Raw genomic sequence first — 26,564 nt, 5'->3', positions numbered from 1 at the left:
TTTATTTCATTGTCGTATATTCAATGAATTATCATAACAAAATTATCAACGCATTGTCATTGAATACTCGATTTTGATTAGAATATTACGAAATTTCATATAAACATTATACTACTATTTGAGATGAACATCGCATAACAGTAGAAAAATCATTCTTATCATACACATACATCTTCATTTTTTATGAAGTTCACATTATAAATATATTCAACATAATTGTCATCTCATAACACAAGAGATATAGCAAAGTTTAAAAAAGTACTATAAAATAGCAATTGAATGTCCAGTAACAAATTTGGAGGAAGCGTATATGTATCAAACAATTATTATCGGAGGCGGACCTAGCGGCTTAATGGCGGCAGTAGCTGCAAGCGAACAAAGTAGCAGTGTGTTACTCATTGAAAAAAAGAAAGGTCTAGGTCGTAAACTCAAAATATCTGGTGGCGGTAGATGTAACGTAACTAATCGATTACCATATGCTGAAATTATTAAGAACATTCCTGGAAATGGGAAATTTTTATATAGTCCCTTTTCAATTTTTGATAATGAATCCATCATAGATTTTTTTGAGTCTAGGGGTGTTAAATTAAAAGAAGAAGATCACGGACGTATGTTTCCAGTTTCCAACAAAGCACAAGACGTGGTTGATACATTAGTGACAACTATCGAACGCCAACATGTAACGATTAAAGAAGAAGAAGCTGTTAGTAGAATCGAAGTTAATACAGACCAAACTTTCACTGTACATACTCAAAATAATAGTTATGAAAGCCATTCGCTAGTGATTGCTACAGGTGGAACAAGTGTCCCTCAAACTGGTTCAACTGGTGATGGTTATAAGTTCGCAAAAGATTTAGGTCATACCATTACTGAGTTATTCCCGACCGAAGTTCCAATTACATCAGCTGAACCTTTCATCAAATCCAATCGTCTAAAAGGTTTAAGTTTAAAAGATGTTGAATTGTCAGTACTTAAGAAAAATGGTAAAAAACGCATCAGTCATCAAATGGATATGTTATTTACTCATTTTGGTATCAGTGGTCCAGCTGCATTAAGATGTAGTCAGTTTGTTTATAAAGAACAAAAAAATCAAAAGACACAGCACATTTCTATGGCAATCGATGCATTTCCTGAATTAAACCATGAACAATTAAAACAACACATCACATCATTATTATCGGACACACCAGATAAAATCATTAAAAACAGTTTGCATGGTCTAATTGAAGAGCGCTACTTACTGTTCATGCTGGAACAAGCTGGAATCGATGAAAATACCACATCACATCACTTATCAAATCAACAATTGAACGACTTAGTAAATATGTTTAAAGGATTTGTATTTAAGGTGAACGGGACATTACCTATAGATAAGGCATTTGTCACAGGTGGTGGTGTGTCACTTAAAGAAATTCAACCTAAAACAATGATGTCTAAATTAGTTCCGGGATTATTTTTATGTGGTGAAGTATTAGATATACATGGTTATACTGGTGGTTATAATATTACAAGTGCACTCGTAACAGGACATGTCGCTGGATTATATGCCGGTCATTACTCACATACATCAATGGAATAATAGTATAAAATTTGGTTCGATTCTCTTTAGTAGATCAACTTTTTCATTCAATTAAAAATGACCTTAATATAACTGAGTCACTAAAAAGTGTCGTTATATTAAGGTCATTTCGTTAATTATGATTCTTTTTCGTTTTTAGTACGTCTTCTAGCTAACAAAGCCGCACCTGTAATCAGTGCAAATTCTTTCAATGGTAAATCCATTCCTTCAGAACCTGTATTTGGAAGTTCTTTTTCAACTTTGCGCGATTCATGTGTCTCTTCTTTTTTAATAGGCGTACAAACTTTTGGAGCTGGCTGAATTTCTTTTGGTGATACTTTCGTCGCTTCAGCTGGTAATTTAATTGCTAAAATTTCATCAACAATGAATTGCGTGTGTTGTTTGATGTCATTTAATGTCGCATCTTCATCAATCATTCTATTGCCATCTGCAACATATTGATCAATTAATACTTTTACTTTAGCTAATTGTTCTGGTGTTGCGATCGCTTTGAATTTCGCATATGTTTGTTGAGCAATGTTATCAATTCGCAGTAAGCTATTTTCTTTTTCAGTAATTACTGCTTCTATATCGCTTAATGCAACATTAAATCGTTTTAAAACTGCATCAACATCAGCATTAGTGCGTGCTGTTTTTAATTCTTCATCCATTTGTAATTTTAAAGCAGTTATAGCTTTTAATGCATCAGCCTTATTACGATTACTTACTTTTCGATAATTTTGCACTAAAGCAGTGACGCGTGCAAGATCATCATTAATCGTTTTTTCAGCATCTGGCTTTTTAATAGGATGTACATCTAAATCATGTATTGTTTGTAGATTTAATGATGCTGTTTTATCAACTTGTGCATTGCTACGATCTTGATCAATTTGTCCAATAGCAGTGTCATAAATATTTTGTAACTGTGCTAATATACTATTTCTTTCTTCTACCGTTGCTTGAATATTCGCTTCAATTGCTTGTTTTTTATCGTTGAATAATGTTGTCAATTGTTCTCGAGCAGACGCCTTTCTGCTAATAACAGGTTCGATTTCACGAATTTCGTTTTTCTCATCATGCAATAAATATGCCACATCAGCATTAGTCACTGCACTAGCAATTTGTTGTTTAGCTTTAATTAACTCTTTTTCAACTTGTGCAATTGCAATATTTTGTTCTTCATCTGTCGCTTCGTTATTTGCTTTAATTAAATTAATTTTATTTGTAGCGATATTTTGAATTTGTTGTAATGCTGTTGCTTTAACTGTTGTCGCTGGTTTAATTTTTGAAATAATATTTTGAGCATTTATACTATCTTGATTAACTTGGGCAGTCTTATCTGCATGATTGATCTGATCAATAGCCTGATTAAGTGCTTGTTCTACTAAATGTTTAGCAGCTAGTCTTTCTTCTTCAGTTGATAAATCGCTTTGATCGATTAGTGCATTTTGAGCTTCGGCTTTTACACCAACAGATTGACGCGCTGCTGGTTTAACTTGAACTTTAGGTAAAATCACTTTGATGTTGTCGTTGCCATCAGTCTCAGTTCGATCCACTTCTGCATTCGTTTTGTTTTGTGCAATGTCATTTTTAATTGTATTTACAATTTTATTTAAAGTATCAATAGCAACATCTCTTTCATCTTGAGTAGTATCCAACGTATTTCGGATTGCATCGAGTTGATTTTTATTATTTTCTTCAATGCTATCAAGCGCAGCTCGTTTACGTCTTACTTTAGGTTTTATTTGCTCTATTGCCTTGATTGTTTGATTTCTAACATCAGTAACAGCAGCATCTTGATTTGTATTTTCTATTTCTTGTTGCGCTTGTTTGAGTGTGTCGCTAATTAATTGATTCGCTTCATCTAATTCATCAACTGTTGCATGTGGTGTATCTTTTATTGATTCTACTTGATTTTCTGCACTTGCTTTTATTGCTTGTTGTGCTTCAGGCTTAACCACAATGTGCGGTTCTACGCCTTTTAACGTAGCAATACCATTTGATTCAACACGTTTCACATCATTATTCGCTATTGCTTGATCGATGTTTTGTAATGCACGTTTTTCATTATTCGCTAATTGATTTAAAGCAACTTGTTTTTCTTCATCAGTCGCATGTTCCGCTTGCTCAATTTCGCGCTTTTTAGCTTCATATTGTTGCTTAACTGCATCTCTAGCAGCTGCTCTAACAATATGGTCAGGCGTCACTAAAGCAATGCTATCAAGCGCTTGACTTGTTGTATCATCAACTTGTTGATTTGTTCTATTATTCGTAATATCTGTCATGGCTTGATTTACAAATTCATTGATTTTATCTAGTGCCGCTTGTCTTTCTTCTGCTGTCGCTTCTTTATCTTGATTAATTTGCGCACGTAATTCATTCGCTTTTTGATTGATTTTTTCACGTGCTGCTGGTTTAACTTTTGTTTCAGGTTGAATAATTTTAATCGCTGATACACCATTTGTTGCCGCTTGATTGACCTGACTATTCGTTTGAGCTTGGTCAATAGCTGCAAGTGCTTTTTCTTTTTCTTTAGCTAATGCTTGTGAAGCAACTTCTTTCTCGTTATCTGTTGAATCAAGACTATTATCAATTTGCTGTTGCTTTTCTTTAACAGCTTTTTCAATATCTGCAATTGCCTTTGGTTTAATTACTACTTCAGCTTCAACATTGTCTATAGCATTTATCGCTTGATTTGTAGTTGCGTCTACCTGATCATTTGTTTGGTTTTGATTAATTTGATTAAATGCTTGATCTTTAAGTTGATTGATTTGATTAACAGCAGCCTGCTTTTCTTCATCAGTTGCATTAGGTGTTTGTTTAACCGCTTCAATACGCTTCGCCACTTCAGCAGTGATTTTATCTCGTGCTGCTTGCTTTTTCACTACGTCAACTTGAACAGCATCAATATTATTTTCTGCTGTTGTCGCAGCTTGGTCTACTTCTGCATTTGTGTTAGCTTGTTTAATACTTTCAATAGCTTGTTGTCTGTCTTGATTTAAAGTATTGATCGCAGCATTTTTCTCATCATTCGTTGCATCTGGTGTAGCATTGATTTCAGCTAATTTAACATTATAATGCTGATTGATTTGTGCTAATGCTGCAGGTTTTTTAACAATATTTGGCTGAATCGCATTAATTGCTTTTGTACCTAATTGTTGCGCTTGATCTACTTCCGCATTTGTATCAGCTTGATTTATATTATTAATTGCCGTTGCTAACTCTTGATCCACTTGATTTAAAGCCACTTGCTTTTCTTCAGTTGTTGCATCTGTGTTTTGATTAATTTCTTGCTTTTTAGCAGTTGCTAAATCATTTAATACACCTGTAGCAGTTTGTTTCTTCGTTACATGCGGTTGAACTGCACCGATTTGATTGACTGCATCGTCTCTAATACTATTGACCATCGCAGTAGTAGACGTCACACCAATATCAGTTAATGCTCTATTTTTAAGTGTATTGACACGATTTATCGCTTCTTGTTTCTCTTCTCGAGTTGCACCAGGTGTAGCATTGATATTTGTTATCGCCTCTCGCGCTTTATCATTTACAGCATTGCGAGCATCCGTTTTAACTTGTGTTGCCGGTTGAATCACAACTATATTTTGTGTGCCCTGATCTTTTGCTTGTGCAACTTCTTGATTCGTATCTGCTGCATTAATATTTTGCTTCGCTGTGGCTACAGCTTGATCAAGTAATTGTTGTGCTGCTTGTTGTTCTTCGAGCGTCGCATCATTATTATTAAATATCGTATTATGTTGCGTTTCCGCACTTTTATCGATGGCATTTTTTGCATCTGTTTTTACTTTTGTAGCTGGTGTAATTGCTTGTATTCCTTGAATCGCATTTGTCTTTACTTGTTCAACATCAGCATTGGTATTAGCGTTTAAAATGTTTGTGTTTGCTGCAGTTACAGCAGCATTCACTTTGTCAATTGCTGCTTGTCTTTCTTCTTGAGTCGCATCAGGATTAGCATTGATCTCTGCGATATGTTGTTGTGCATCATGTGATACGGCATCCCTTGCAGCTTGCTTAACAACAGTTACAGGAGCAATTGGATTAATGGCATTTAGACCATCTCCTTTGGCGTTATCAACATCAGCATTTGTTGTTGCTTGATTGATTTGTTCTAAAGCATGGTTGGTTGCTTGAGTTAATTCGTTCAATGCTGCATTTTTCTCTTCCTGAGTTGCTTCTCTATTACTATTTATTTGTTGTCTTTTCGTTGCTGTTGCTTGGTTAATTGCATCTCTTGCAGCTTTTTTATGAGTTACTTGAGGAACAACTGCTCCAATAGTATTGATGCCATTATTTTTAGCTGTTCCAACGTCAGCATTTGTAGTAGCATTCGTAACATTATCAATAGCATCTGTTTCATCCGTAGCTAATTGATTTAGTGCATCTTGAATCTCGTCTTCAGTAGCATCTGGTGTTGCATTGATAATTTCCCTTTGTTTCGTTGCTTTATCACGTATTGCTTTTTTAGCATTTGGTTTAACAACCGGTGTTGCAGTATCCCCACTTAAGGTCTGTATACCTTGATCTTTGATTCTAGTAACGCCATCATCAGTCGTTTGGTCACCAATGTTACCAATTATTTCATTTTTATGTTCCTCGATAACTTGTATTGCTGCTTGTTTTTCTTCATCTGTCAATTCATCATTTTGATTAACTAAATCCTCCATTTGGTCAACCTTTTTATTAACTGCATTTTCAGCATCAACACTTCGAATTAACGTATGTTGCATTTGATTAGTTAATGAATCAATATCTGCTTGAGAAACTCTTTTATTTAATGGTACATTGTTACGATTTTCATCTAAAATCGTTTGTGCGCGTCGTTTCAGACCATTAAAGATATCTAATGACGCAAATGTATAATCAGCTTGTTGAATGCGTCTGTCAACTTCGGCTTGTAATGCATCTTTATTCATGATGATATCGATAGTATATGGATTTGTACTTACAGTATGACTTTCAGCAGGTGAATTAATAAAATCTTGTGTATACGTTTTATATGTTAATGTATCATTAAATGTTACTGTTCTTGGTGTCGGTACATTATTAACACGCAACTTATATTTTAAATCCAATATTTTATCAGGCATTAATCGTGCCGGCGAGTTACCTGAACCTCCACCAGTACTTTTAATTGTTATCACTCGATTCGCCGCATCATACGTCACATTAAAATCATTCATATCAACACCTGAATTACTGCTTGGAAAATCTTTAGTCAATGAGTTATTAACATATTCTACCCCTTCAGGTAATTGAACTTTATATACAAAATCATCTGTATTAAATGAAGCGCCGAAGTTACCATTATTCTTTAATGAAGTTGTGACTGTAAATTCTTTATTATTAGTAGCTGTGGGTTCCATTGTTCGTCTTTCAACATAAACATGCGAACCAGAATGTAGACCAATTGAGTCAACAAAGTCATAGTATTTATAACCGTCTCTTAGTTGATAAATGCCACGCGCATCTGTTATTGCATCATTTTTAGGTACAAATTGAATTTTTAAGTGACTAACATTTTCAGGCACTTTAAACAAACGCCAAATCGGACCATAAGCTACTGATTTTTCTGCAATAACAGTATCATTATCAGCATTTTTAATTATTAAATTTGTCACACCTTGATAGTTTTTTGTAGTCATCGTATTAAATTCGAAAATTAATTCAGAATTTGGATTTACTGTTAAAGATTTTTCAATTCCATTAAAATCACCATGATCATTTGTATCATTTCCCTTAATACGACCTAATGCAATTACATTTCCTTGTGCTTGATAGTTCTTAGCATCTCCTGAATCAAACATACTTGTTCTAACCATCGCATGACTAAACACACCTACTTTACCACCATTGATAAGTGTAAAGCCTGGTAAATTATCAACAACTGTTACTGATGGTACAGAACGGTTGGTACTTGGTCTAATACCATTGTCATCAAAAGACAGCACTTCGTTAGGTGCATTTTGTCCTGCATTATTGGCATTAGGATCAGTTGTCGGCGTGTATGGCGCTGTAATTGCTACTGGTGCACCACCGTTTCCTGCCGCTGCAGCCGCTGGATCTGCTGGAGTTGCATTAGGATCTGCCGGTGCCGCACGTCTACTTCTCTTTTTCGGTCTATTAGATGCTGGTTCAGCAATTGCAACTAGCTCTGGTTTATCTGAAGAATGACGAACATCTTCTTGAATTTCCTTTAAAGTTAGATGTCCTCCTGAACCATTTTCATTTGTTTTATTTGGTACATTTAATGTGGTATTATTCGACACTGCATCATTATTATTAGCGTTTGACACTGTCTCAGTTGCTGTTGTATTGCCATCTGTATGATTATTGTTTTGTGCTGAAGGCGTACTTGATTGCACTGATGTTGGCGTAGCTTGATTTACTATACTACCATTATTATGATTAACCAATGCTTGATTCGTTGCTTGATTGGTTGTTGCAGATTGATTAGGTGTATTCTGCGCACTATTTGCTAAACCTCTATTATTAGCAACATCTTTATCTTGTGAATTTACAGGTGTTGCTTGATTAGTATCGCTTTGTACATTATTATCCGTAGTTAAGGCTTGTGCACCATTTGGGTTTGAAAGTAATAAAACTGTTCCGATTAAAGTAGAGAATATGCCTACTTTATACTTCCTAATACTATATTTATTTTTCTTTAACAAATTCATTTCATTTTCCTCCTGGTTGTCTGTTCTCTGCTGTGTTGTTAAGAATTATGCTAAAAATATACGCTCCCTCATATTATGTTTATAGCTATATTATTTTGTACAATATTTTAAGTTCACTCAATTTTATCATCATCATTTTATAAAATAAAGTTTTATTTTATTACAATTTAGTTTCCGTTTTGTAATTAAAATCTTAATAAAACATAACAAGAACGCTTTAGATTGTTTTGTAACAGAAAGTAATTCATACCAAAAAACACCAAGCAACCGAAACGTTACTTGGTGTCATTACAAATGTAATATTATTTTAAATTATGTCACTACTTTAAATACTTTTTATTTCCAAACCTTCATCGCCCCATGCGTGCATGCCGCCTTCGACATTTACGGCATCAATGCCATTTGCCTCTAAATATTCTACAACTTTAGCGCTTCGAACTCCACCAGCACATACAATATAATATATTTCATTTTTATTAAATGAATTTAAATGATCCGGAATGGTATCCATTGGAATCAACTTTGCATTAGGAATATATCCCATTGCTGTTTCTTCGTCAGTACGAACATCAACAATTTGAACTGGTTTAGATTCTAAAAGTTTGTTTTTTAATTCATCTGTAGTAATTGACTTCATTTCAAAGTCCTCCTTAAAACATTATTTAGCTACAATATTGACTAATTTTTGAGGAACAGCGATGACTTTCATGATGTCTTTACCTTCAATACTCGCTTTAACATTGTCATTAGATAAGGCAATTTCTTGCATTTCTTCTTTTGATGTATCTTTAGCAATTTTAATTTTAGCTCTCAATTTACCATTTACTTGAACAACGATTTCTACTTCATCATCTACAAGTAGTGCTTCGTCATAAGTTGGCCAAGGTTGGTACGTAATAGACTCTTCATGTCCTAATTTTGACCATAATTCTTCACCGATATGTGGTGCAATAGGTGCTAACATTTTAACGAAGCCTTCAATGTAAGGTTTATAAACTTCATCAACTTTATAACACTCATTAATAAATACCATTAATTGACTAATAGCAGTATTAAATCCTAATGTTTCAAAGTCTTCTGTTACCTTTTTAACAGTTTGGTTATAAACTTTATCTAAAGATTTATTATTTGTAGTTACAATTTTTGAACTCAATGTTCCATCTTCATTTACCATTAAACGCCATACGCGATCTAAGAATCGACGAGACCCATCTAATCCTTTTTCACTCCATGCAATTGCAGCATCTAAAGGTCCCATAAACATTTCGTAAAGACGTAAAGTATCTGCACCATGAGACTGTACTATATCATCAGGATTGATTACATTTCCTTTAGATTTACTCATCTTCTCATTACCTTCTCCTAAAATCATACCTTGGTTAAATAATTTTTGGAAAGGTTCTTTAGTAGGTACGATACCCAAATCATAAAGGACTTTATGCCAAAATCTTGCATATAATAAGTGAAGAACCGCATGTTCTACTCCACCGATATATAAATCAACAGGTAACCAATGTTTTAATTTTTCAGGATCTGCTAACATTTTTTCATTTTTAGGATCGATGTAACGTAAATAATACCAACAACTACCTGCCCATTGTGGCATTGTATTTGTTTCACGACGTCCTTTCATACCTGTTTTTTCATCTACAACATTTACAAATGAATCAATATTAGCTAGTGGAGACTCACCAGTCCCTGATGGCTTGATTTCATCTGTTTCAGGTAACAACAATGGTAGCTCTTCTTCAGGAACAGTTGTCATTGTTCCATCTTCCCAATGAATGACAGGAATTGGTTCGCCCCAATAACGCTGACGACTGAATAACCAATCTCTTAATTTGTAATTAACTTTCTTTTCGCCAGCACCTTTTTGCTCTAATAATTGAATAGCTTTAGTAATTGCCGCTTCATTTTCTAAACCATCAAGTTCACCAGAATTAATATGTTTACCTTCACCAGTGTATGCTGCTTCTTCAACATTTCCACCTTCGATGACTTCAATGATTGGCAAATCAAACTTTTTAGCAAATTCATAATCTCTGTCATCATGCGCTGGTACTGCCATAATTGCTCCAGTACCATATGTTGATAATACATAATCAGCAATCCAAATTTGTACTTTTTCACCAGATAAAGGATTAATTGCATATGCACCAGTAAACACACCTGATTTATCTTTTGCTAAATCTGTACGTTCTAAATCTGACTTTTTAGAAGCTTCTGTTTGATAAGCTTTTACTTTTTCTTTATATTCATCAGTTGTAATTGAATTAACTAATGCATGTTCAGGACTTAAGACTAAGAATGATGCACCATAGATAGTATCTGGTCTAGTCGTAAATACTTCTACTTTTCCTTCCGTATTATCTACATCAAATGAAACTTTGGCCCCTTCAGAACGTCCAATCCAATTGCGCTGCATATCTTTTAAAGACTCAGGCCAATCTAAATCATCTAAATCTGCTAATAATTGATCTGCATATTCTGTGATTTTAAGTACCCATTGTTTCATCGGCTTACGATAAACTGGATGTCCACCACGTTCAGAGACACCATCAATCACTTCTTCGTTAGATAAAACAGTGCCTAATGCTGGACACCAGTTAACTGCAACTTCATCAACGTATGCTAAACCTTTGTTATATAACTGTATGAAAATCCACTGTGTCCATTTATAGTATTCTGGATCTGTTGTATTAACTTCACGATCCCAATCATAACTGAACCCTAATTCTTTAATTTGTCGTTTAAAAGTTTGGATATTTTTCTTTGTAAATTCACGTGGGTCGTTGCCAGTGTCTAAAGCATATTGCTCTGCTGGTAATCCGAATGCATCCCACCCCATCGGATGTAATACATTATAACCTTGCATCCTTTTATATCTTGAAATGATATCTGTTGCTGTATAACCCTCAGGATGTCCAACATGTAAACCAGCACCTGATGGATATGGAAACATGTCTAAAGCATAAAATTTCTTTTGACCTAAGTTATCATTTGTTTTAAATGTTTTATTTTCGTCCCAATAGTCTTGCCATTTCTTTTCAATTTGATTGTGGTTGTAATTCAACACATTTCCTCCTATTCAATAAAAAAGACACCTCTAACTATTCTATTTACATAGGGACGACATTTGCCGCGTTACCACCCTATTTCACAAAAATTGTGCACTCATTTTAATAGTAAGAGATGTCATTCATTCAATTTAAAATTAATACGATTTACATTTAGTCCTTAACACTAGCTCTCAGCATCACTAGCTTTCTGTAGAAAAGCTCCAAACGAAATTAAATTATACAAATTAATATTATGTTATAACGACATTTATTTCAAGTCTATAACGTTAATTCTATTTACTCATTATGCATCTATTTTTTTAGGTTGCGTATTATTCTCCTTGAAAACCATTAATAATATTAATGCAAATACAAGTAGTAGCATCATACCGATAAACATCATGCGCATATTAAACGCATCAACTAATACACCACCAAGAAATGGACCAAATGCTTTTCCTACTGTAGCAGCTGAATTCACAAAACCTTGGTACTGTCCTTGCTTACCATCTGGCGCTAACTGATTGGCTATAGTTGGAACTGCTGGCCATACAAACATTTCTCCAAAAGTTAAAATAATCATACCGACAACAAATATTGTAAAGTTTTCAGCAAAACTCGTGACAAAGAACGACAACATAAAAATGATGATGCCGACAAACATTTGCTTCTTTAAGTTTCCTTTTAACAGATAGAGAATCGGTTTAATTAATGGTTGTGCTACTAAAATCATTATTCCGTTAATTGTCCATAAGACACTATATTGTGCCATTGAAATATTAATAGATTGTGTAAATGATGCGATTGTAGACTCCCATTGAATATATGCAACCCAACAAATTGCAAACATTGCACAAATTAGTACTAATGAAATAAATCTTGCTTTATTCTTTTTACCAGTAATATCTAAATGAGTTGGATATTTAACTTTTGCATTAATTTCAATATTAAATTGCGTTACCGCGACAAGCGCAAACACAACATACATAATAAGATTGGCTAAAAAGATATAGTTAAAGCTAAATTCTGCGACAAAGCCGCCCATTGCAGCACCGACAGCCACACCAATATTTTGCGCTAAGTATATCGCATTAAACGTTTGTCTTCCGCCATTCGGCCACACTGCTCCAGCCATAGCGTATATCGCAGGAATAATCATTCCGCCACCAAAGCCTAACATTACAAGCCATACAGCATACCAAGGCCACCCGTGAAAGAAATTAAGTAGCGTTGTACTACAAAGACAAGTGAAAGTTCCAATTAAAATCGTCTTGTATCCACCTAATTTATCAAATAGTGAACCACCTAATAAGTTTCCAATAACCATGCCAAATGAATTTATCATTAGCACTAAACCAGCAACAGTTAAACTTTTTCCAAGTTCTTGTTTCATATAAATTGTATTTAAAGGCCACAAAAAACTGGAACCAGTAATATTTAACGCCATGCCAATTACTAGCCACCAGACTGATTTAGGTATATTCATATTTCATAGTTCCTCTCTCTTTTTTGTCAAACTATAATAAACACTATAACATTAAAATATGTTAAAATCTGTACTTAGAACTCTTTTTTTATAGAAAGGAAAATGACATATGGGCAATCATTTCCAATACGCTTTTGAAAACAAACGTTATCACACATGGAATTACCATTTAAAAAATAAATTTGGACAAAAAATATTTAAAGTTGCATTGGATGGCGGGTTTGACTGTCCTAACCGCGATGGCACTGTAGCACATGGTGGATGTACATTTTGTTCTGCTGCAGGTAGCGGAGACTTTGCAGGTAATCGTGCAGATTCAATCGCAGTACAATTTAAAGAAATTAAAGAAAAGATGCATGAGAAATGGCACGAAGGAAAATATATTGCTTATTTTCAGGCATTTACAAATACACATGCACCGGTTGAAGTATTAAAAGAAAAATTCGAACCTGTACTTAAAGAACCGGGTGTTGTGGGATTATCTATTGGTACGCGTCCTGACTGTCTACCAGACGATGTTGTCGAATATTTAGCAGATTTGAATCAACGAACATACTTATGGGTTGAATTAGGACTACAAACAATCCATCAGTCAACATCTGATTTAATCAATCGTGCCCATGATATGAAAACTTATTATGATGGTGTGGCAAAATTACGTAAGCATAATATCAATGTATGTACACACATCATTAATGGCTTACCTAGCGAAGACTATGACATGATGATGGCTACTGCCAAAGAAGTTGCACAAATGGATGTACAAGGTATTAAAATTCATTTACTTCATTTGTTAAAAGGTACACCGATGGTAAAACAATACGATAAAGGTTTATTAACTTTTATGACTCAAGAAGAGTACACAAACCTAGTTGTGGACCAATTAGAAGTGATTCCCCCTGAAATGATCGTTCACCGAATTACCGGTGATGGTCCAATAGATATCATGGTAGGTCCAATGTGGAGTGTTAATAAATGGGAAGTATTAAATGGCATCGATGCTGAATTAGCACGTAGAAATTCTTATCAAGGCTTGCGTTACAAGTCTAAGGTGAAGCAATGAAATTAGAACGTATACTCCCTTTTTCAAAAACACTTATTAAACAACATATAACACCAGAAAGTATTGTTGTAGACGCAACTTGCGGTAACGGCAATGACACTTTATTTTTAGCCGAACAAGTACCAGAAGGACATGTTTATGGTTTCGACATTCAAGATTTAGCTTTGGAAAATACACGTGATAAAGTTAAGGATTTCAATCATGTTTCTTTAATAAAAGATGGACATGAAAATATTGAACATCATATAAATGATGCACATAAAGGTCATATTGATGCAGCCATCTTTAACCTAGGTTATTTGCCTAAAGGTGATAAATCTATCGTGACAAAGCCTGACACGACAATCCAAGCTATTAATTCATTGCTATCATTAATGTCAATTGAAGGTATTATTGTACTTGTTATATATCATGGTCATAGCGAAGGACAAATTGAGAAGCATGCATTGCTTGATTACTTGAGTACTTTGGATCAAAAGCATGCGCAAGTTTTGCAATATCAATTTTTAAACCAACGTAATCATGCTCCATTCATTTGTGCCATAGAAAAAATTTCTTAAGCATTTGCTGCGCTATACTATTTATAATTTAGGATTGAGTAGTCAACATTTGAAAAATTAATACCAACAACAAAAAGAGGTTTTCAACTTAATGAAAACCTCTTTTTATGCTATTAAACTTACACAGCAATAATTGCGTTTAAACTATTTTGCATTGCTGTTGCTCTACTTGCAATCGCATCACTGATGAAATTCAACAACTCTACTTTCTCTTGTTGTAACTTTTCATTGAAATGAATAATAACTGTTCTTTCATCGTCAACAGGACGCTCTTTGTAAATCCATTCTAATTCAACTAAATTATTATACGTTCTCGTACGCTTATACGGTTTAACTTCAACAAATCTGTCCATTTCTTTAAGCGTCATAGAACCTTTTTGCCATAAAGTTAGTAAAATTAAAATTTCTTCTCTAGACATTTTGTATTCGCTTTCAATCTCGCTGAAAATTGAGTTAATGTCACCCAAAAGTGTTTCTAATTGCAAAATCCCAAATACAGTGTCGTTATTTACTTTTTTCATGCTAAACATCTCCCAATTAATAATCACATATTTAGCTACCATACAAGTATTAACAAACATCCCAACAATCCCGAAACTTGTATGTGCTAACTTATGCATAAAACTACAAGTGTAAATAAACTTGCTTTCTATTCAATTGTCAAAGTTGAATAAAATTAAATAAGTATAAAAACCAATAATCAATAGAGTTAATATTTAGAAATAAGATAATAGTACATAAAACAAATCACTCTATTACATATTAATTTTATAATTTATATACAAAGAAAATATATCAATATTACCATTAAATTGCAACAATTCTACATATATTTCTTCAAAAAAGATACGCATTGAATTTTTATTACATATAACTCTCATGAAAATTGATTAAACTAAATTAATTAGTTAGCCTTAAATTTAACAAATTAAATCAAACCGAATGAGGCTAAATTGGTTATTTTTCAAGATATGATTTGTATAAATCAAAACATTTCTTACAAATCAAATGTGTATAAAATGTGATATACATTCTCAACCTTAAAAAAGTAAAAAAAAAGATGAGCATCTACTGTCTCATCTTTTTAGAATATTAAATTTCTACAATTTCGTCATCTTCAACAATAAAGCCCATTGTATTGACGCTGTTATTTAAGAAAGTCAGAATATAACGCATTACTTCATCACGTTCTGGCTCATTGTGAACCTCGTGGTAAAAACCTTGCCAAGCTTTAAAATATAATTCAGGTGTTTGATATTTTTCTTTAAACTCATCAATTGCCCTAGTATCAACAATTAAATCCTTCGTTCCATACATTAATAGCGTTGGCATTGGTTGAATGTCATGAATATGAGCCATCGTATCTTTCATCGTCTCATTAATTGTATTATACCAATGATACGTTGCTTTTTTTAACATTAAACCATCGTTAACTGTTTCTTCAACAATTTCTAAATTACGTGTTAAATCTTTTGGTTCTACACCAACATTAAAACGTGTGTCTTTTGAAATTTTACCTATATTTGAAACAAGTTTATCTTTACGATTTTTTCCATTCTTTTGAAGTTCTAGCATAGGAGAAATTAACATCATCCCCTCGATTGGCAATTCTACTTTTTCAAGTAAATTTAATAAAATCAAACCGCCAAGTCCTACCCCTAATACATAAGTAGGAATTTTATATTCATTAGCTATCTTTAACCAGTCTAGCAAACTTTCGTGATACGTTTGAAAGTTTTCAATTTGTCCTTTATTAGCTCTTGAAGTTTGACCTTGACCAGGCAAATCTCCCATAATCACATGATAGCCATTTCTTCTTAACATCGTAATAACATATGCATATCTTCCCGTATGTTCTAATATATTATGAGCAATAACAACGACGCCTTTCGCATCATTTTCAGCTTCCCACTTCCACATTATTATACTGCCCCTTTTTCATTAATCTTCAATAACATAATTATAGCAAATTCACTATGTAGATTTCTATTTATAGTATTATTGTTGTCCATATTATTATATATAAATGAAATCAACATCAATAATAGTGTAATTATACATAATTATTTTTGATTGTTTTTGATGAAAACGCTTTCTCGAATATTTTTTTCATGCTAAACTTATTGTAAACACAAGGGTTTGGAGGAGTAGCAATGGCACTATTAAAGAATTTTTTTATCGGATTATCTAATAATAGTTTTTTAAACAACGCAGCAAAAAAAGTGGGCCCACGTTTGGGCGCCAATAAAGTCGTTGCCGGAAATACAATTCCAGAGTTAATTAATACAATCGAATACTTAAATGACAAGAATATCGCTGTTACGGTAGACAATTTAGGGGAATTTGTCGGTACAGTTGAAGAAAGTAATCATGCTAAAGAACAAATTTTAACAATTATGGACGCGCTTCATCAACATGGCGTAAAGGCACATATGTCTGTTAAATTGAGTCAGTTAGGTGCAGAATTCGACTTAGAATTAGCTTACCAAAATTTAAGAGAGATTTTACTTAAAGCAAATACTTACAACAATATGCATATAAATATTGATACTGAAAAATATGCTAGCCTGCAACAAATTGTTCAAGTTTTAGATCGCTTAAAAGGCGAATTTAGAAATGTTGGTACTGTAATTCAAGCATATTTATACGATAGCCACGAATTAGTTGATAAGTACCAAGATTTACGATTACGTTTGGTTAAAGGTGCATATAAAGAAAACGAATCAATTGCATTTCAATCTAAGGAAGACGTAGATGCAAATTACATCAAAATAATTGAACAACGTTTGTTAAACGCACGCAATTTCACTTCAATTGCAACACATGACCATCGCATCATTAATCATGTAAAACAATTTATGAAAGAAAATCACATTGAAAAAGATCGTATGGAATTCCAAATGCTCTATGGTTTTAGATCAGAGTTAGCAGAAGAAATCGCAAATGAAGGCTATAATTTCACTATTTATGTACCTTATGGCGATGATTGGTTTGCGTATTTTATGAGAAGATTAGCAGAACGCCCACAAAACCTATCTCTTGCTGTAAAAGAATTTGTGAAACCTGCTGGCTTAAAACGTGTTGGCATAATTGCAGCTTTAGGAGCTACAGTTATGTTAGGTTTAAGTACAATTAAAAAATTATGCCGTAAATAGAGCAAGACATAAACAATAATTTAGGAGTCTGGAACAATAATCAATGTTCTAGGCTCCTAAATGTTATATTGGCAGTTCTGAAACATTTATAAATCTTTGATTATGAACTCACAACAGTGCTCTATGCTTTTATAGATTTTAATAAATTAGCCATTTCAATTGCACTTACTGCTGCTTCAGCACCTTTATTGCCAGCTTTCGTACCTGCTCTTTCCACAGCTTGTTCAATACTTTCAGTCGTTAAAATACCAAATATGACTGGTACATTAGTTTGATCATTCACTTTAGAAACACCTTTCGCGACTTCATTACAAACATAATCATAATGAGACGTAGCACCGCGAATTACGCATCCTAATGTAATTACTGCATCATAATTTCCTGATGAGGCTAATTTTTTAGCTACTAAAGGAATTTCAAACGCACCTGGCACAAATGCTACATCAATATTGTCTTCATTAACATCATGTCGAATCAAAGTATCTTTTGCACCTTCAAGTAATCTTCCAGTGATAAAATCATTAAATCGACTAACTACGATTGCAACTTTCAAATCTTTTCCAATTAATTTACCTTCAAAATTCATGTTAAAGTCCTCCTATATTAAATGACCCATTTTTATTTTTTTCGTTTCCATATAATCATGATTATGTACCGTTTCTGGTACGATAACTTCAATTCTTTCTGCAATATCAATGCCATATTGTTTTAATCCCTCAAATTTACTTGGATTATTACTTAATAAATTGATATGTTCGATGTTAAAATATTTTAAAATCTGTGCAGCAATATGATAATCTCGTAAATCTTCATCAAAACCTAATGCTAAATTTGCAGTTACTGTATCATATCCTTGCTCAATTAATTCATATGCGCGTAATTTGTTTAACAATCCTATGCCACGACCTTCTTGAGGTAGATAAATAATCATGCCACCATGTTCATTGATATACTTCATAGACGATTCAAGTTGAGCACCACAATCACAACGTTGACTATGGAAAATATCGCCTGTAAGGCACGCAGAATGTAAGCGTACATTTTCATGTTGTCGAATTGCACCTTTTGTCAGTACAACTATCTCTTCATCTGTGTATGTCGCTTTAAAACCATACATATCAAATGTTCCGAAATCTGTAGGCATTTTCACTTTTGCCTTAAATTCAATTTCTGGTTCTAATTTTTTACGATATTCAATTAAATCATCAATCGTAATCATCTTTAATTGATGTTTTTCTTTAAACTTTTGTAAATCTTGTCCTTTCGCCATCGTGCCGTCATCATTCATAATCTCACAAATGACACCAGCGGGCTTGGCACCAGTAAGTTTAGCTAAATCAACAGCCGCTTCTGTGTGTCCATTTCTAGCTAATACGCCTTTATCTTGTGCTACTAATGGAAATAAATGACCAGGACGATTAAAATCTTTAGCTTCACTACTAGGATCAATGAGCTTTTTGGCAGTCAATGTACGTTCATAAGCACTAATTCCTGTTGTTGTATCTACATGATCAATACTCACTGTAAATTGCGTACCAAAGATGTCGGAGTTATCATCAACCATTTGTACCAAATCCAAACGTTGTGCAATATCTTTAGACACTGGTGCGCATATTAATCCCCTTGCTTCTTTCGCCATAAAATTAATGGTATTATCGTTCATCCATTCAGTAACCGCTACTAAATCACCTTCATTTTCACGATTCTCATCATCTACTACAATAATTGGTTCTCCATTTTTTAAAGCCATTAAAGCACTGTCAATATTATCGAATTGCATGCTACCCCTCCTAAAAACCAAATGCTCTTAATTTATCTACAGATAATTGGTCTTTATCTTTATTTAAAATATTTTCAACATATTTAAACAAAACGTCTGTTTCTAAATGTACTTTATCTCCTAATTTTTTGGATGATAAAATCGTTGAACGCCTCGTTTCTGGAATAAGATGAATGTCAAAACTGTTATCATGCTTATCAAATACCGTTAGACTAACACCATCCACAGTAATAGACCCTTGCTTAACTAACTGATTATTAATATGTTGGCTACATTGAATCGTAATAATTTTGGCATTGGCTGTTTCATTTATTTTTGAAACTGTTCCTAGTTCATCTACATGACCGAGGACAAAATGTCCACCAAACCTACCGTTACCACTCATGGCACGCTCTAAATTTACTTCTGATTGTCGCTTAACATCTGCTAAATAGGTTTTATTTTCAGTGCCTTTAATTACTTGAACAGTAAAAGATGTCTGATTAAAATCAATCACTGTTAAACATGCACCATTAACACTGATGGAATCACCAATATGCATATCTGCCGTAATCTTATGTGCTTCAATTTCAATCGTCCTGACTGATTGACGAATTTGAACACTTTTAATGACACCTATTTCTTCAACGATGCCAGTAAACATGCATCATCACTTCTTTCGTAAAGTTAATTTAACATTTTGATTTAATAACTCGGAATGAACAATTTCAAATTGGTTCGCATCTGGTATCTCAATCACATCATTTGTTTGATAAAATTGATAATTTCCAGATCCGCCAATTAATTTCGGGGCATAATAGAGAATAAATTCATCTATATAATTAGATTGGAGAAATTCTGAAGTAGTGGTTGGACCTGCCTCGACTAGCAAAGTTCCAACTCCTCTTTTATATAAATTGTGAAGAATTGTTGTTAAATCACAAGACTTCAAGTAAATAATTTCAATATGTGTTTGATTGCTTGTTAAATTTGGATTTTCAGTATATATCCAAATTGGTGTTGATTCATCTTGATAAATTTGCTGATTAAAATGAATATTCCCAGACTTAGACAATATTACTTTTATAGGGTTTTTTCCATCTTGAATACGTGTAGTATATTGTGGATCATCTAATTCAACTGTACGTCTTCCAGTTAACACTGCGTCGTGTCGATGTCTTAACTTATAGACATCTTGTTTAACCTCTTTGTTAGTAATCCATTGACTTTGTCCATTATCATTCGCTTGTTTACCATCTAAACTTGCAGATACTTTCACTGTAATTTGTGGCAGTTGCTTTGCTTTTGCTTTAAAAAAGTCTTGGTATAATTGTGATGCCCGTTCATCATCAACGCATTCAACCTCAATACCGTGAGCCCGTAACGTCTCATCACCATGTGTGTCTAACGAATTGTCTTTTGTTGCGTATACTACTTTTGCTATCTTACAATCAATAATTTTGTTAACACAGGGTGGTGTTGAACCAAAATGACTACATGGCTCTAACGTAATATAAATCGTCGCACCTTCAGCATTTTGTTGTGCCATATCAAGTGCTTGAACCTCCGCATGCTTGTCACCTTTTCTCAAGTGTGCACCAATACCAACAATCCTACCTTCATTAACTACAACAGCGCCAACGGGTGGATTAACACCTGTTTGACCTTGTACCATATTTGCAAGTTGAATCGCATAATCCATAAATTGACTCAAATGATCACCTCTATAAACAAAAATCCTCACATCATGAATTAAGATGCAAGGAGAAAAATTTATCGTTAAATAAGCCTATTTGTACACATTTTTACAAATACGCTACATTATCTTTGTCGATAATTAACATTCTTTCTCCCATCCAGACTTTAACTGTCGGCTCTAGAATCTCACTAGATCAGCCACTAATATGATACATACTAGCAGGTCGCAGGCTTTATTTACTGCCGGTTGGGAATTTCACCCTGCCCCGAAAGAATTATATATGAAATTGTTATAGATTATTTGAGTACGTAGTATGTCAACTACATTTAAAATGATACTATATGTTTTCTGAAAAAACAATTAATGACGGTTTTAATTTAATATAATCTGAGTACTATAGGCATCTCATTGATATGATTCTTACTAACAGACATTAAAATCAAACCTTCAATTCGTCTCTATAGAGCGTTCTCTTTATTATCTTCTAGTTACAAATTATTGATTGTAACTGCGCTGTTGTTGCTCATTCGATTCTAAAGCATCATATAATTGAGATACTGTATGCGCAACTTGTTCTACTATCATTTTCACACCATTTCGTAGTTTATTAACACCGTTTGTCATTTGACCTATCGCAATCATATTTGTTAATGTTCCAAACCTTGGACTAATAACTTGATTGGTTTCCGGTATGATTTGTATGCCTCCCATTGGATGTGCTTGTACAATTTGTCTATTTTCAAGATTTTTAATTAATTGATCATCTTGATCCAATTCATTTAAATGACTTTTTGCACCTGTCGCGTTAATGACAACATTATACATGTCTACTGATTCTTGGTTTTTGTATGAAAAATAATACAACTTGCCATCATGTTTCACATCTTCTAAATCTTTTTTCAAAATTAAAGACTTATTTTCTATTAATTCAATAATTAGTTCAGCAGTTCTTGGAGGCATTGGATTTGAATTTAATTGAATCATCTTTGAGTATTTTTGATTAAATTGATGTTGATCTTCAATACTTAAGCTATTCCATATCCAATTTAAATTCTCTTTCAAATGTTCAATCATACTTTGGAAAATGCCCATTTCTGTTGGACGCGCTAAATCATACTTCAAATCTGCAATATGATTTCCTGTACGTCTATGTACTAATTTTTTAAAATCAATGTCATATTCAGCACATTCTTTTAAAAATAAAGAAACTATAGTATCAAGCGGTGCATTGCCGAAATGATGTTTTTTAATGTCATTTAATTTGTCTTTAGTTAAGTACTTGAATGTCACGTCTATCATTGTACCTCTTACACTTGGTAAATGAGCAGAACGACTCGTCATAGTAATTGGTAATTTCGGATGATGAGCAGCAACATAACGGACAACATCTAAACTGGCAAGGCCTGTACCAATAATCGCAATATCGTCCAGTTCATTTACTTCGTCTAACGTATTATATGTTGGATAAGGCGTAGCGATATATCCTTTTTTACCCTTTAAGTTATATGGATCATGGTAGGCAAATGTACCACATGTTAAAAATACATAATCGTACGCTTGCCATGATTGTTCTGAATTTGTAGTACATATGTAATAAGTTAAATTCGTTTCATCGATATTAGAATTTGTATAAATCTCTTGAACTTTATTATAATTAGTTGATATATTTGGATATTTTTTCGTGAACATAGATAAATAAGATTTCATATAATGTCCGAATACAAATCTCGGTAAATATGCAGGTTCATCAAAATTAAAATCAGTTTGTTGTTTATACCACTTCCAAAATTCAGTCTCATCATCTAAATTTAAACTCATCTTTTTCGAAGGCATATTAATTAGCAGCTCAGAACTATCATTTTGAAATGGTACGCCCTGTCCCATATTTACTTTATCATCGTATAAATCTATATCTAATTGATTAAACTTCGGGTGCTTAACTAACTCTCTCAATACACTTACACCAGCAGTTCCCATGCCTATTATTGCTACACGCATATATCATCCATCCTTTTGTAATTCAAAATATTATATTTAAACTATTACCTATAATTATAGCAATTTGGTATTTCCAATAAAATTTATTAAGGTAAGCTATTATTTCACTTTCACAACCATTAAACCATTTAAAACTTTTCATTTAATATCAACCTTAGTGTTTGTGTTAAAATATTTTTAACGAGGTGAATTAAATTGAAATTTATAGCAAAGATATTAATCTCATTAGTAATTCTATTTATGATTTTTAGTCGTAAAAACAAAGCTTCTTAATCAATACCCTTGATTACAAAATAAATTCAACTAAGGTGATTGGCCATACACTCAAGATATGGCTAATCACCTTTTTCAATGCAAAACAAAGAGTATATTTTGCAAAATCAATATCTATAATTTATCTTTAATACCCTTTTAATACTAAAACCAAATTCAAATTACATAGTCATATCGTGTAATATACCAAAGGAACATAGACATTCATCTATATAGATGATAATCTATTTAACGTCTAGGAGGTATGTTATGACGTATAAAGAACTAGCAACATTTTTAAAAGTTTTATCAGATTCAAGCAGATTAGAAATACTAGATTTACTTTCTTGTGGAGAGTTATGCGCTTGTGATTTGTTAGCACATTTTCAATTCTCTCAACCCACACTTAGCTATCATTTGAAAGCATTAGTAAAAACCAACTTAGTTACGACACGAAAAATCGGAAATAAACATTTATACCAGCTTAATCATAATATTTTTGAGTCCGTAATTAATAACTTGTCTAAGGTTCATACCTCTAACCAACGATGTTTTTGTCATAACCTTAAGACTGGTGAATGCTAATGATGACAACTTTAGCGACACTCATTTTTCTAGTAACTTTATTATTTGTATTATGGCAACCTAAAGGCCTAGATATTGGCATTACCGCATTAACTGGTGCCTTTATTGCTGTTATTACTGGTGTTGTAAGTTTTTCCGATGTTTTCGAAGTAACAGGTATTGTTTGGAATGCTACTTTGACTTTTGTCTCAGTCATTCTTATTTCATTAATATTAGATAAAGTTGGATTATTCGAATGGTCAGCTATTCACATGCTTCATGCTTCAAAAGGAAATGGTTTAAAAATGTTCGTTTATATCATATTATTGGGTGCCATTGTTGCTGCATTTTTCGCAAATGATGGCGCAGCGTTAATCTTAACGCCTATTGTATTAGCGATGGTTAAAAATATAGGTTTTAGTAAGCGGGCCATATTCCCTTTTATTATTGCGAGTGGTTTTATAGCTGACACAACTTCTTTACCTTTGATCGTGAGCAATCTAGTGAATATTATATCTGCTGATTATTTTCATGTAGGATTCGTTCGATATTTTAGTAGAATGATTATACCTAATTTATTCTCGCTTTTAGCAAGTATTATAGTATTGTGGTTATATTTTAGAAAGGCGATACCTAAAACGTTTGATGATAATAATATAAAGCATCCTAAAGATGCCATTAATGATTTAAAGCTATTTAAAATTTCATGGATTGTTCTAGTTATATTACTTTTCGGCTATCTAATCAGTGAATTTACTAAAATTCCGGTATCAATTTTCACTGGAATCATTGCTTTTATTTTTCTAATGTTGGCTCGTAAATCAAATGCTGTAAATATTAAGCAAGTCATTAAGGGCGCACCTTGGAATATAGTATTATTTTCAATTGGTATGTATATCGTCGTATTCGGCTTAAGAAATGCTGGCATTACTTTAATATTGGCTAAAATATTAGAATATATTTCCAATTACGGTCTATTTAGCACCATTTTGGGAATGGGCTTCATTTCAGCGTTTTTATCATCAATAATGAATAATATGCCTACAGTTTTAATAGATGCGATTGCTATTGGTCAATCAAATGTCCATGGCATGTTAAAAGAAGGCCTAATTTATGCGAATGTTATCGGTTCTGATTTAGGTCCAAAAATTACACCGATAGGCTCTTTAGCTACATTACTGTGGTTACACGTCTTAACACAAAAAGATGTTAAGATTTCTTGGGGCACATACTTTAAAACTGGTATCATCATTACAATTCCAGTACTATTTATAACCCTCATAGGGTTGTATCTAACACTTATCATATTTTAAGAAATAAAAAGACGCTTTCTATTTATTGCGATAGAAAGCGTCTTTTTATACTTGAGCAAGTTATATCATAACTTAACTCTATCAAATTACTTATTCAAATGTTTACTGTCATCTTTATACACAAAGTATTTGAAGTATTTTCCTTCAGTCTTCATATTCTTATAAAAGTCAGCGATAATTGTTGCATTACTTTCTGCCCACTTAATATCAGTAGCATATTGATGTTCTCCTGGATTTTTTGGATTCCATCTCATACTATACAATGTATTTTGATCTGTGCTTGATAAGAAGTGCTTATGAATGAAATCAGCACCGCCTGAAATAGCTTTTTCAGGTGTATCCCAACCATGCTTTTTAGCATATTCTGCACCTGTTTTAATTGGGTCTTTATCAAGGGCTCCTACTCCATAGAAATTGTAGTATTTTTTGCCATCAATTTCGACTCCATTAGCTAATTCACTTTTAACTGCGCCAGTTTCTAATAATGCATGTGAAATTAAATAAACTTCGTTAACGTGCTTATCTTTAGCAGCTTTTAAGAAATCATCCGTATGTTTCAATAACGTTGGTCTATCTACTAACATACGTTTAATTCTATTTTTATCAATCCCTTGATACTTTGATAAATCTAAAAATTGATATTTTTGCTTTTCATTATCGATAAAAGTACCGCTATCCATTGCACTTTTAATTTCAGTTGCAGATGCATCTCTCCATGCATCATTCTTTTTATTTGATACCTGTTGACTCGTATAATTATTTATTTGTTTCTTTGCTGCATCGTTTAATGTAACATTTAACTTTTCAATCTTAATGTCGGATTTAACATGTTTGAAAAATATCTGATCGGATATCATTGAGAAAAATAAAAATGAGACAACAGCAAATATGACAACAAGTCCTATTATTCCAAAAATAGAACCTTTCTTGTGTTTATTCATATCCACACCTCTTAGGTCATTGTTGTTATACATTCAGTTTGACTACGATAATAAAGTTTAACATTATTAAAACCGTTTAACAATTTTATCTATGCATTGTTACATATTCATAAATAAACAGTAATGTAAATGAAACGTTTTAAACCATTTATCAACATTACTTTACGTTGATCTACGAATCATAAATGTTTTATCTTTTTGTATAACCTTTGAAAACCTTTATATCAATAATCTTATTATTCACGTATTAAAAAACAAAAAATTCTTTTGTTCGTTTACTTAGTTTCTTTTTTATAATCCATCATAATAAAACTTGCTGCATTTGATCTATTTTTATAATAGTACTGATTTAAATCAATCGTGCCTTCAATTTGACCATCACGATACATCATTTCATTAGTGAAGTTATTTATCATCACGAAATCAGCGCGATCTCTTATAACATCTAAATCGTCGTTT

20 protein-coding genes and 1 riboswitch are annotated in these 26,564 nt (G+C 32.9%); of the genes, 6 read left to right on the top strand and 14 right to left on the bottom strand.

Going from position 1 to position 26,564, the window contains the following annotated elements; translation table 11 throughout:
• Positions 1-310: 310 nt before the first annotated feature.
• Positions 311-1,579 carry a BaiN/RdsA family NAD(P)/FAD-dependent oxidoreductase gene (locus HMPREF3247_RS06695; RefSeq protein WP_001566682.1) on the top strand — a complete coding sequence of 423 codons (1,269 nt, stop codon included), beginning with the start codon at positions 311-313 and terminating at the stop codon, positions 1,577-1,579.
• Positions 1,580-1,695: 116 nt separating this feature from the next.
• Here HMPREF3247_RS06695 and sasC read toward each other — a convergent pair whose 3' ends face one another.
• From sasC to HMPREF3247_RS06675, 4 genes are all read right to left on the bottom strand, one after another.
• Positions 1,696-8,256, bottom strand: coding sequence for an LPXTG-anchored aggregation protein SasC (sasC, locus tag HMPREF3247_RS06690; protein WP_049311740.1), 6,561 nt, complete (start codon positions 8,254-8,256; stop codon positions 1,696-1,698).
• A 325-nt stretch (positions 8,257-8,581) separates the two neighbouring features.
• Positions 8,582-8,893 carry a rhodanese-like domain-containing protein gene (locus HMPREF3247_RS06685; protein WP_000836463.1) on the bottom strand — a complete coding sequence of 104 codons (312 nt, stop codon included), beginning with the start codon at positions 8,891-8,893 and terminating at the stop codon, positions 8,582-8,584.
• Positions 8,894-8,914: 21 nt separating this feature from the next.
• A complete protein-coding gene (gene leuS, locus HMPREF3247_RS06680) occupies positions 8,915-11,332 on the bottom strand; it encodes a leucine--tRNA ligase (protein WP_001566684.1) in 2,418 nt (805 codons plus the stop codon).
• Between the two features lie 287 nt (positions 11,333-11,619).
• Positions 11,620-12,801: an MDR family MFS transporter gene (locus HMPREF3247_RS06675; protein WP_001025061.1), complete on the bottom strand. Its 1,182-nt coding sequence runs from the start codon at positions 12,799-12,801 to the stop codon at positions 11,620-11,622.
• Between the two features lie 109 nt (positions 12,802-12,910).
• On the opposite strand from HMPREF3247_RS06675, the gene HMPREF3247_RS06670 reads away from it, so the two are divergent.
• Both HMPREF3247_RS06670 and HMPREF3247_RS06665 read left to right on the top strand, forming a co-directional pair.
• Entirely contained in the window at positions 12,911-13,864 is a 954-nt protein-coding gene (locus HMPREF3247_RS06670) for a tRNA modification radical SAM protein MnmL/YtqA (protein WP_000526540.1), read from the top strand.
• Positions 13,861-14,424: a tRNA 5-(aminomethyl)-2-thiouridylate-methyltransferase MnmM gene (locus tag HMPREF3247_RS06665; RefSeq protein WP_000764419.1), complete on the top strand. Its 564-nt coding sequence runs from the start codon at positions 13,861-13,863 to the stop codon at positions 14,422-14,424. Before HMPREF3247_RS06670 ends, HMPREF3247_RS06665 begins: the two co-directional genes overlap by 4 nt.
• Positions 14,425-14,543: 119 nt before the next feature.
• On the opposite strand, the gene HMPREF3247_RS06660 is transcribed toward HMPREF3247_RS06665, so the two are convergent.
• The 3 genes from HMPREF3247_RS06660 to HMPREF3247_RS06650 all read right to left on the bottom strand — a co-directional run bounded on the left by HMPREF3247_RS06660 (position 14,544) and on the right by HMPREF3247_RS06650 (position 16,466).
• Positions 14,544-14,945 carry a transcriptional regulator, SarA/Rot family gene (locus tag HMPREF3247_RS06660; protein WP_000757543.1) on the bottom strand — a complete coding sequence of 134 codons (402 nt, stop codon included), beginning with the start codon at positions 14,943-14,945 and terminating at the stop codon, positions 14,544-14,546.
• 571 nt (positions 14,946-15,516) lie between these two features.
• The gene (locus HMPREF3247_RS06655; RefSeq protein WP_000266096.1) at positions 15,517-16,344 is read right to left on the bottom strand and encodes an alpha/beta fold hydrolase; all 828 of its coding nucleotides are present in this window, start codon (positions 16,342-16,344) and stop codon (positions 15,517-15,519) included.
• Positions 16,345-16,346: 2 nt separating this feature from the next.
• Complete coding sequence (locus HMPREF3247_RS06650) at positions 16,347-16,466, bottom strand: hypothetical protein (protein ID WP_001790712.1); 120 nt, start codon at positions 16,464-16,466, stop codon at positions 16,347-16,349.
• A 111-nt stretch (positions 16,467-16,577) separates the two neighbouring features.
• On the opposite strand from HMPREF3247_RS06650, the gene HMPREF3247_RS06645 reads away from it, so the two are divergent.
• The gene (locus HMPREF3247_RS06645) at positions 16,578-17,579 is read left to right on the top strand and encodes a proline dehydrogenase family protein (protein ID WP_001196354.1); all 1,002 of its coding nucleotides are present in this window, start codon (positions 16,578-16,580) and stop codon (positions 17,577-17,579) included.
• A gap of 121 nt (positions 17,580-17,700) precedes the next feature.
• Here HMPREF3247_RS06645 and ribE read toward each other — a convergent pair whose 3' ends face one another.
• The 5 genes from ribE to HMPREF3247_RS06620 all read right to left on the bottom strand — a co-directional run bounded on the left by ribE (position 17,701) and on the right by HMPREF3247_RS06620 (position 23,035).
• Positions 17,701-18,165 (bottom strand): 6,7-dimethyl-8-ribityllumazine synthase, encoded by a 465-nt coding sequence (gene ribE / locus HMPREF3247_RS06640; protein WP_001008551.1) that lies wholly within the window; start codon positions 18,163-18,165, stop codon positions 17,701-17,703.
• Positions 18,166-18,177: 12 nt separating this feature from the next.
• Positions 18,178-19,359 (bottom strand): 3,4-dihydroxy-2-butanone-4-phosphate synthase, encoded by a 1,182-nt coding sequence (gene ribB, locus HMPREF3247_RS06635; protein ID WP_001159022.1) that lies wholly within the window; start codon positions 19,357-19,359, stop codon positions 18,178-18,180.
• A gap of 10 nt (positions 19,360-19,369) precedes the next feature.
• On the bottom strand, positions 19,370-20,002 hold the full coding sequence (locus HMPREF3247_RS06630; RefSeq protein WP_000493878.1) for a riboflavin synthase: 633 nt from the start codon (positions 20,000-20,002) through the stop codon (positions 19,370-19,372).
• 6 nt (positions 20,003-20,008) lie between these two features.
• Positions 20,009-21,052: a bifunctional diaminohydroxyphosphoribosylaminopyrimidine deaminase/5-amino-6-(5-phosphoribosylamino)uracil reductase RibD gene (ribD, locus tag HMPREF3247_RS06625; protein WP_000077358.1), complete on the bottom strand. Its 1,044-nt coding sequence runs from the start codon at positions 21,050-21,052 to the stop codon at positions 20,009-20,011.
• 126 nt (positions 21,053-21,178) lie between these two features.
• Positions 21,179-21,314: riboswitch (FMN riboswitch) on the bottom strand.
• 218 nt (positions 21,315-21,532) lie between these two features.
• Complete coding sequence (locus HMPREF3247_RS06620; RefSeq protein WP_001261668.1) at positions 21,533-23,035, bottom strand: FAD/NAD(P)-binding protein; 1,503 nt, start codon at positions 23,033-23,035, stop codon at positions 21,533-21,535.
• A gap of 522 nt (positions 23,036-23,557) precedes the next feature.
• Between HMPREF3247_RS06620 and HMPREF3247_RS06615 the strand changes: the two genes are divergently transcribed.
• Both HMPREF3247_RS06615 and arsB read left to right on the top strand, forming a co-directional pair.
• Entirely contained in the window at positions 23,558-23,872 is a 315-nt protein-coding gene (locus HMPREF3247_RS06615) for an ArsR/SmtB family transcription factor (protein ID WP_000221177.1), read from the top strand.
• On the top strand, positions 23,872-25,164 hold the full coding sequence (arsB, locus tag HMPREF3247_RS06610; RefSeq protein ID WP_000989121.1) for an arsenite efflux transporter membrane subunit ArsB: 1,293 nt from the start codon (positions 23,872-23,874) through the stop codon (positions 25,162-25,164). The genes HMPREF3247_RS06615 and arsB overlap by 1 nt, the downstream gene beginning before the upstream one ends.
• Before the next feature lie 86 nt (positions 25,165-25,250).
• Here arsB and HMPREF3247_RS06605 read toward each other — a convergent pair whose 3' ends face one another.
• Positions 25,251-26,105: a peptidoglycan release complex glucosaminidase SagB gene (locus HMPREF3247_RS06605; protein ID WP_001032833.1), complete on the bottom strand. Its 855-nt coding sequence runs from the start codon at positions 26,103-26,105 to the stop codon at positions 25,251-25,253.
• A gap of 275 nt (positions 26,106-26,380) precedes the next feature.
• On the bottom strand, positions 26,381-26,564 hold a 184-nt coding region (locus HMPREF3247_RS06600; RefSeq protein ID WP_070862791.1), incomplete at its 5' end, for a hypothetical protein.

This window comes from Staphylococcus sp. HMSC36A10, assembly GCF_001838845.1.
In the GTDB taxonomy this organism is placed as follows: Bacteria; Bacillota; Bacilli; order Staphylococcales; family Staphylococcaceae; genus Staphylococcus; species Staphylococcus aureus.
This window is presented reverse-complemented; position numbering and strand designations above follow the sequence as displayed.

Bases quoted from the DNA above. Each gene is read 5' to 3' on its own strand.
- HMPREF3247_RS06655 (WP_000266096.1), bottom strand. From the start codon at position 16,344: ATGTGGAAGTGGGAAGCTGAAAATGATGCGAAAGGCGTCGTTGTTATT.
- sasC (WP_049311740.1), bottom strand. From the start codon at position 8,256: ATGAATTTGTTAAAGAAAAATAAATATAGTATTAGGAAGTATAAAGTA.
- HMPREF3247_RS06615 (WP_000221177.1), top strand. From the start codon at position 23,558: ATGACGTATAAAGAACTAGCAACATTTTTAAAAGTTTTATCAGATTCA.
- HMPREF3247_RS06620 (WP_001261668.1), bottom strand. From the start codon at position 23,035: ATGCGTGTAGCAATAATAGGCATGGGAACTGCTGGTGTAAGTGTATTG.
- HMPREF3247_RS06695 (WP_001566682.1), top strand. From the start codon at position 311: ATGTATCAAACAATTATTATCGGAGGCGGACCTAGCGGCTTAATGGCG.
- ribE (WP_001008551.1), bottom strand. From the start codon at position 18,165: ATGAATTTTGAAGGTAAATTAATTGGAAAAGATTTGAAAGTTGCAATC.
- arsB (WP_000989121.1), top strand. From the start codon at position 23,872: ATGATGACAACTTTAGCGACACTCATTTTTCTAGTAACTTTATTATTT.
- HMPREF3247_RS06675 (WP_001025061.1), bottom strand. From the start codon at position 12,801: ATGAATATACCTAAATCAGTCTGGTGGCTAGTAATTGGCATGGCGTTA.
- ribB (WP_001159022.1), bottom strand. From the start codon at position 19,359: ATGCAATTCGATAATATTGACAGTGCTTTAATGGCTTTAAAAAATGGA.
- HMPREF3247_RS06685 (WP_000836463.1), bottom strand. From the start codon at position 8,893: ATGAAGTCAATTACTACAGATGAATTAAAAAACAAACTTTTAGAATCT.
- HMPREF3247_RS06660 (WP_000757543.1), bottom strand. From the start codon at position 14,945: ATGAAAAAAGTAAATAACGACACTGTATTTGGGATTTTGCAATTAGAA.
- HMPREF3247_RS06670 (WP_000526540.1), top strand. From the start codon at position 12,911: ATGGGCAATCATTTCCAATACGCTTTTGAAAACAAACGTTATCACACA.
- HMPREF3247_RS06645 (WP_001196354.1), top strand. From the start codon at position 16,578: ATGGCACTATTAAAGAATTTTTTTATCGGATTATCTAATAATAGTTTT.
- HMPREF3247_RS06665 (WP_000764419.1), top strand. From the start codon at position 13,861: ATGAAATTAGAACGTATACTCCCTTTTTCAAAAACACTTATTAAACAA.
- HMPREF3247_RS06605 (WP_001032833.1), bottom strand. From the start codon at position 26,105: ATGAATAAACACAAGAAAGGTTCTATTTTTGGAATAATAGGACTTGTT.
- HMPREF3247_RS06630 (WP_000493878.1), bottom strand. From the start codon at position 20,002: ATGTTTACTGGCATCGTTGAAGAAATAGGTGTCATTAAAAGTGTTCAA.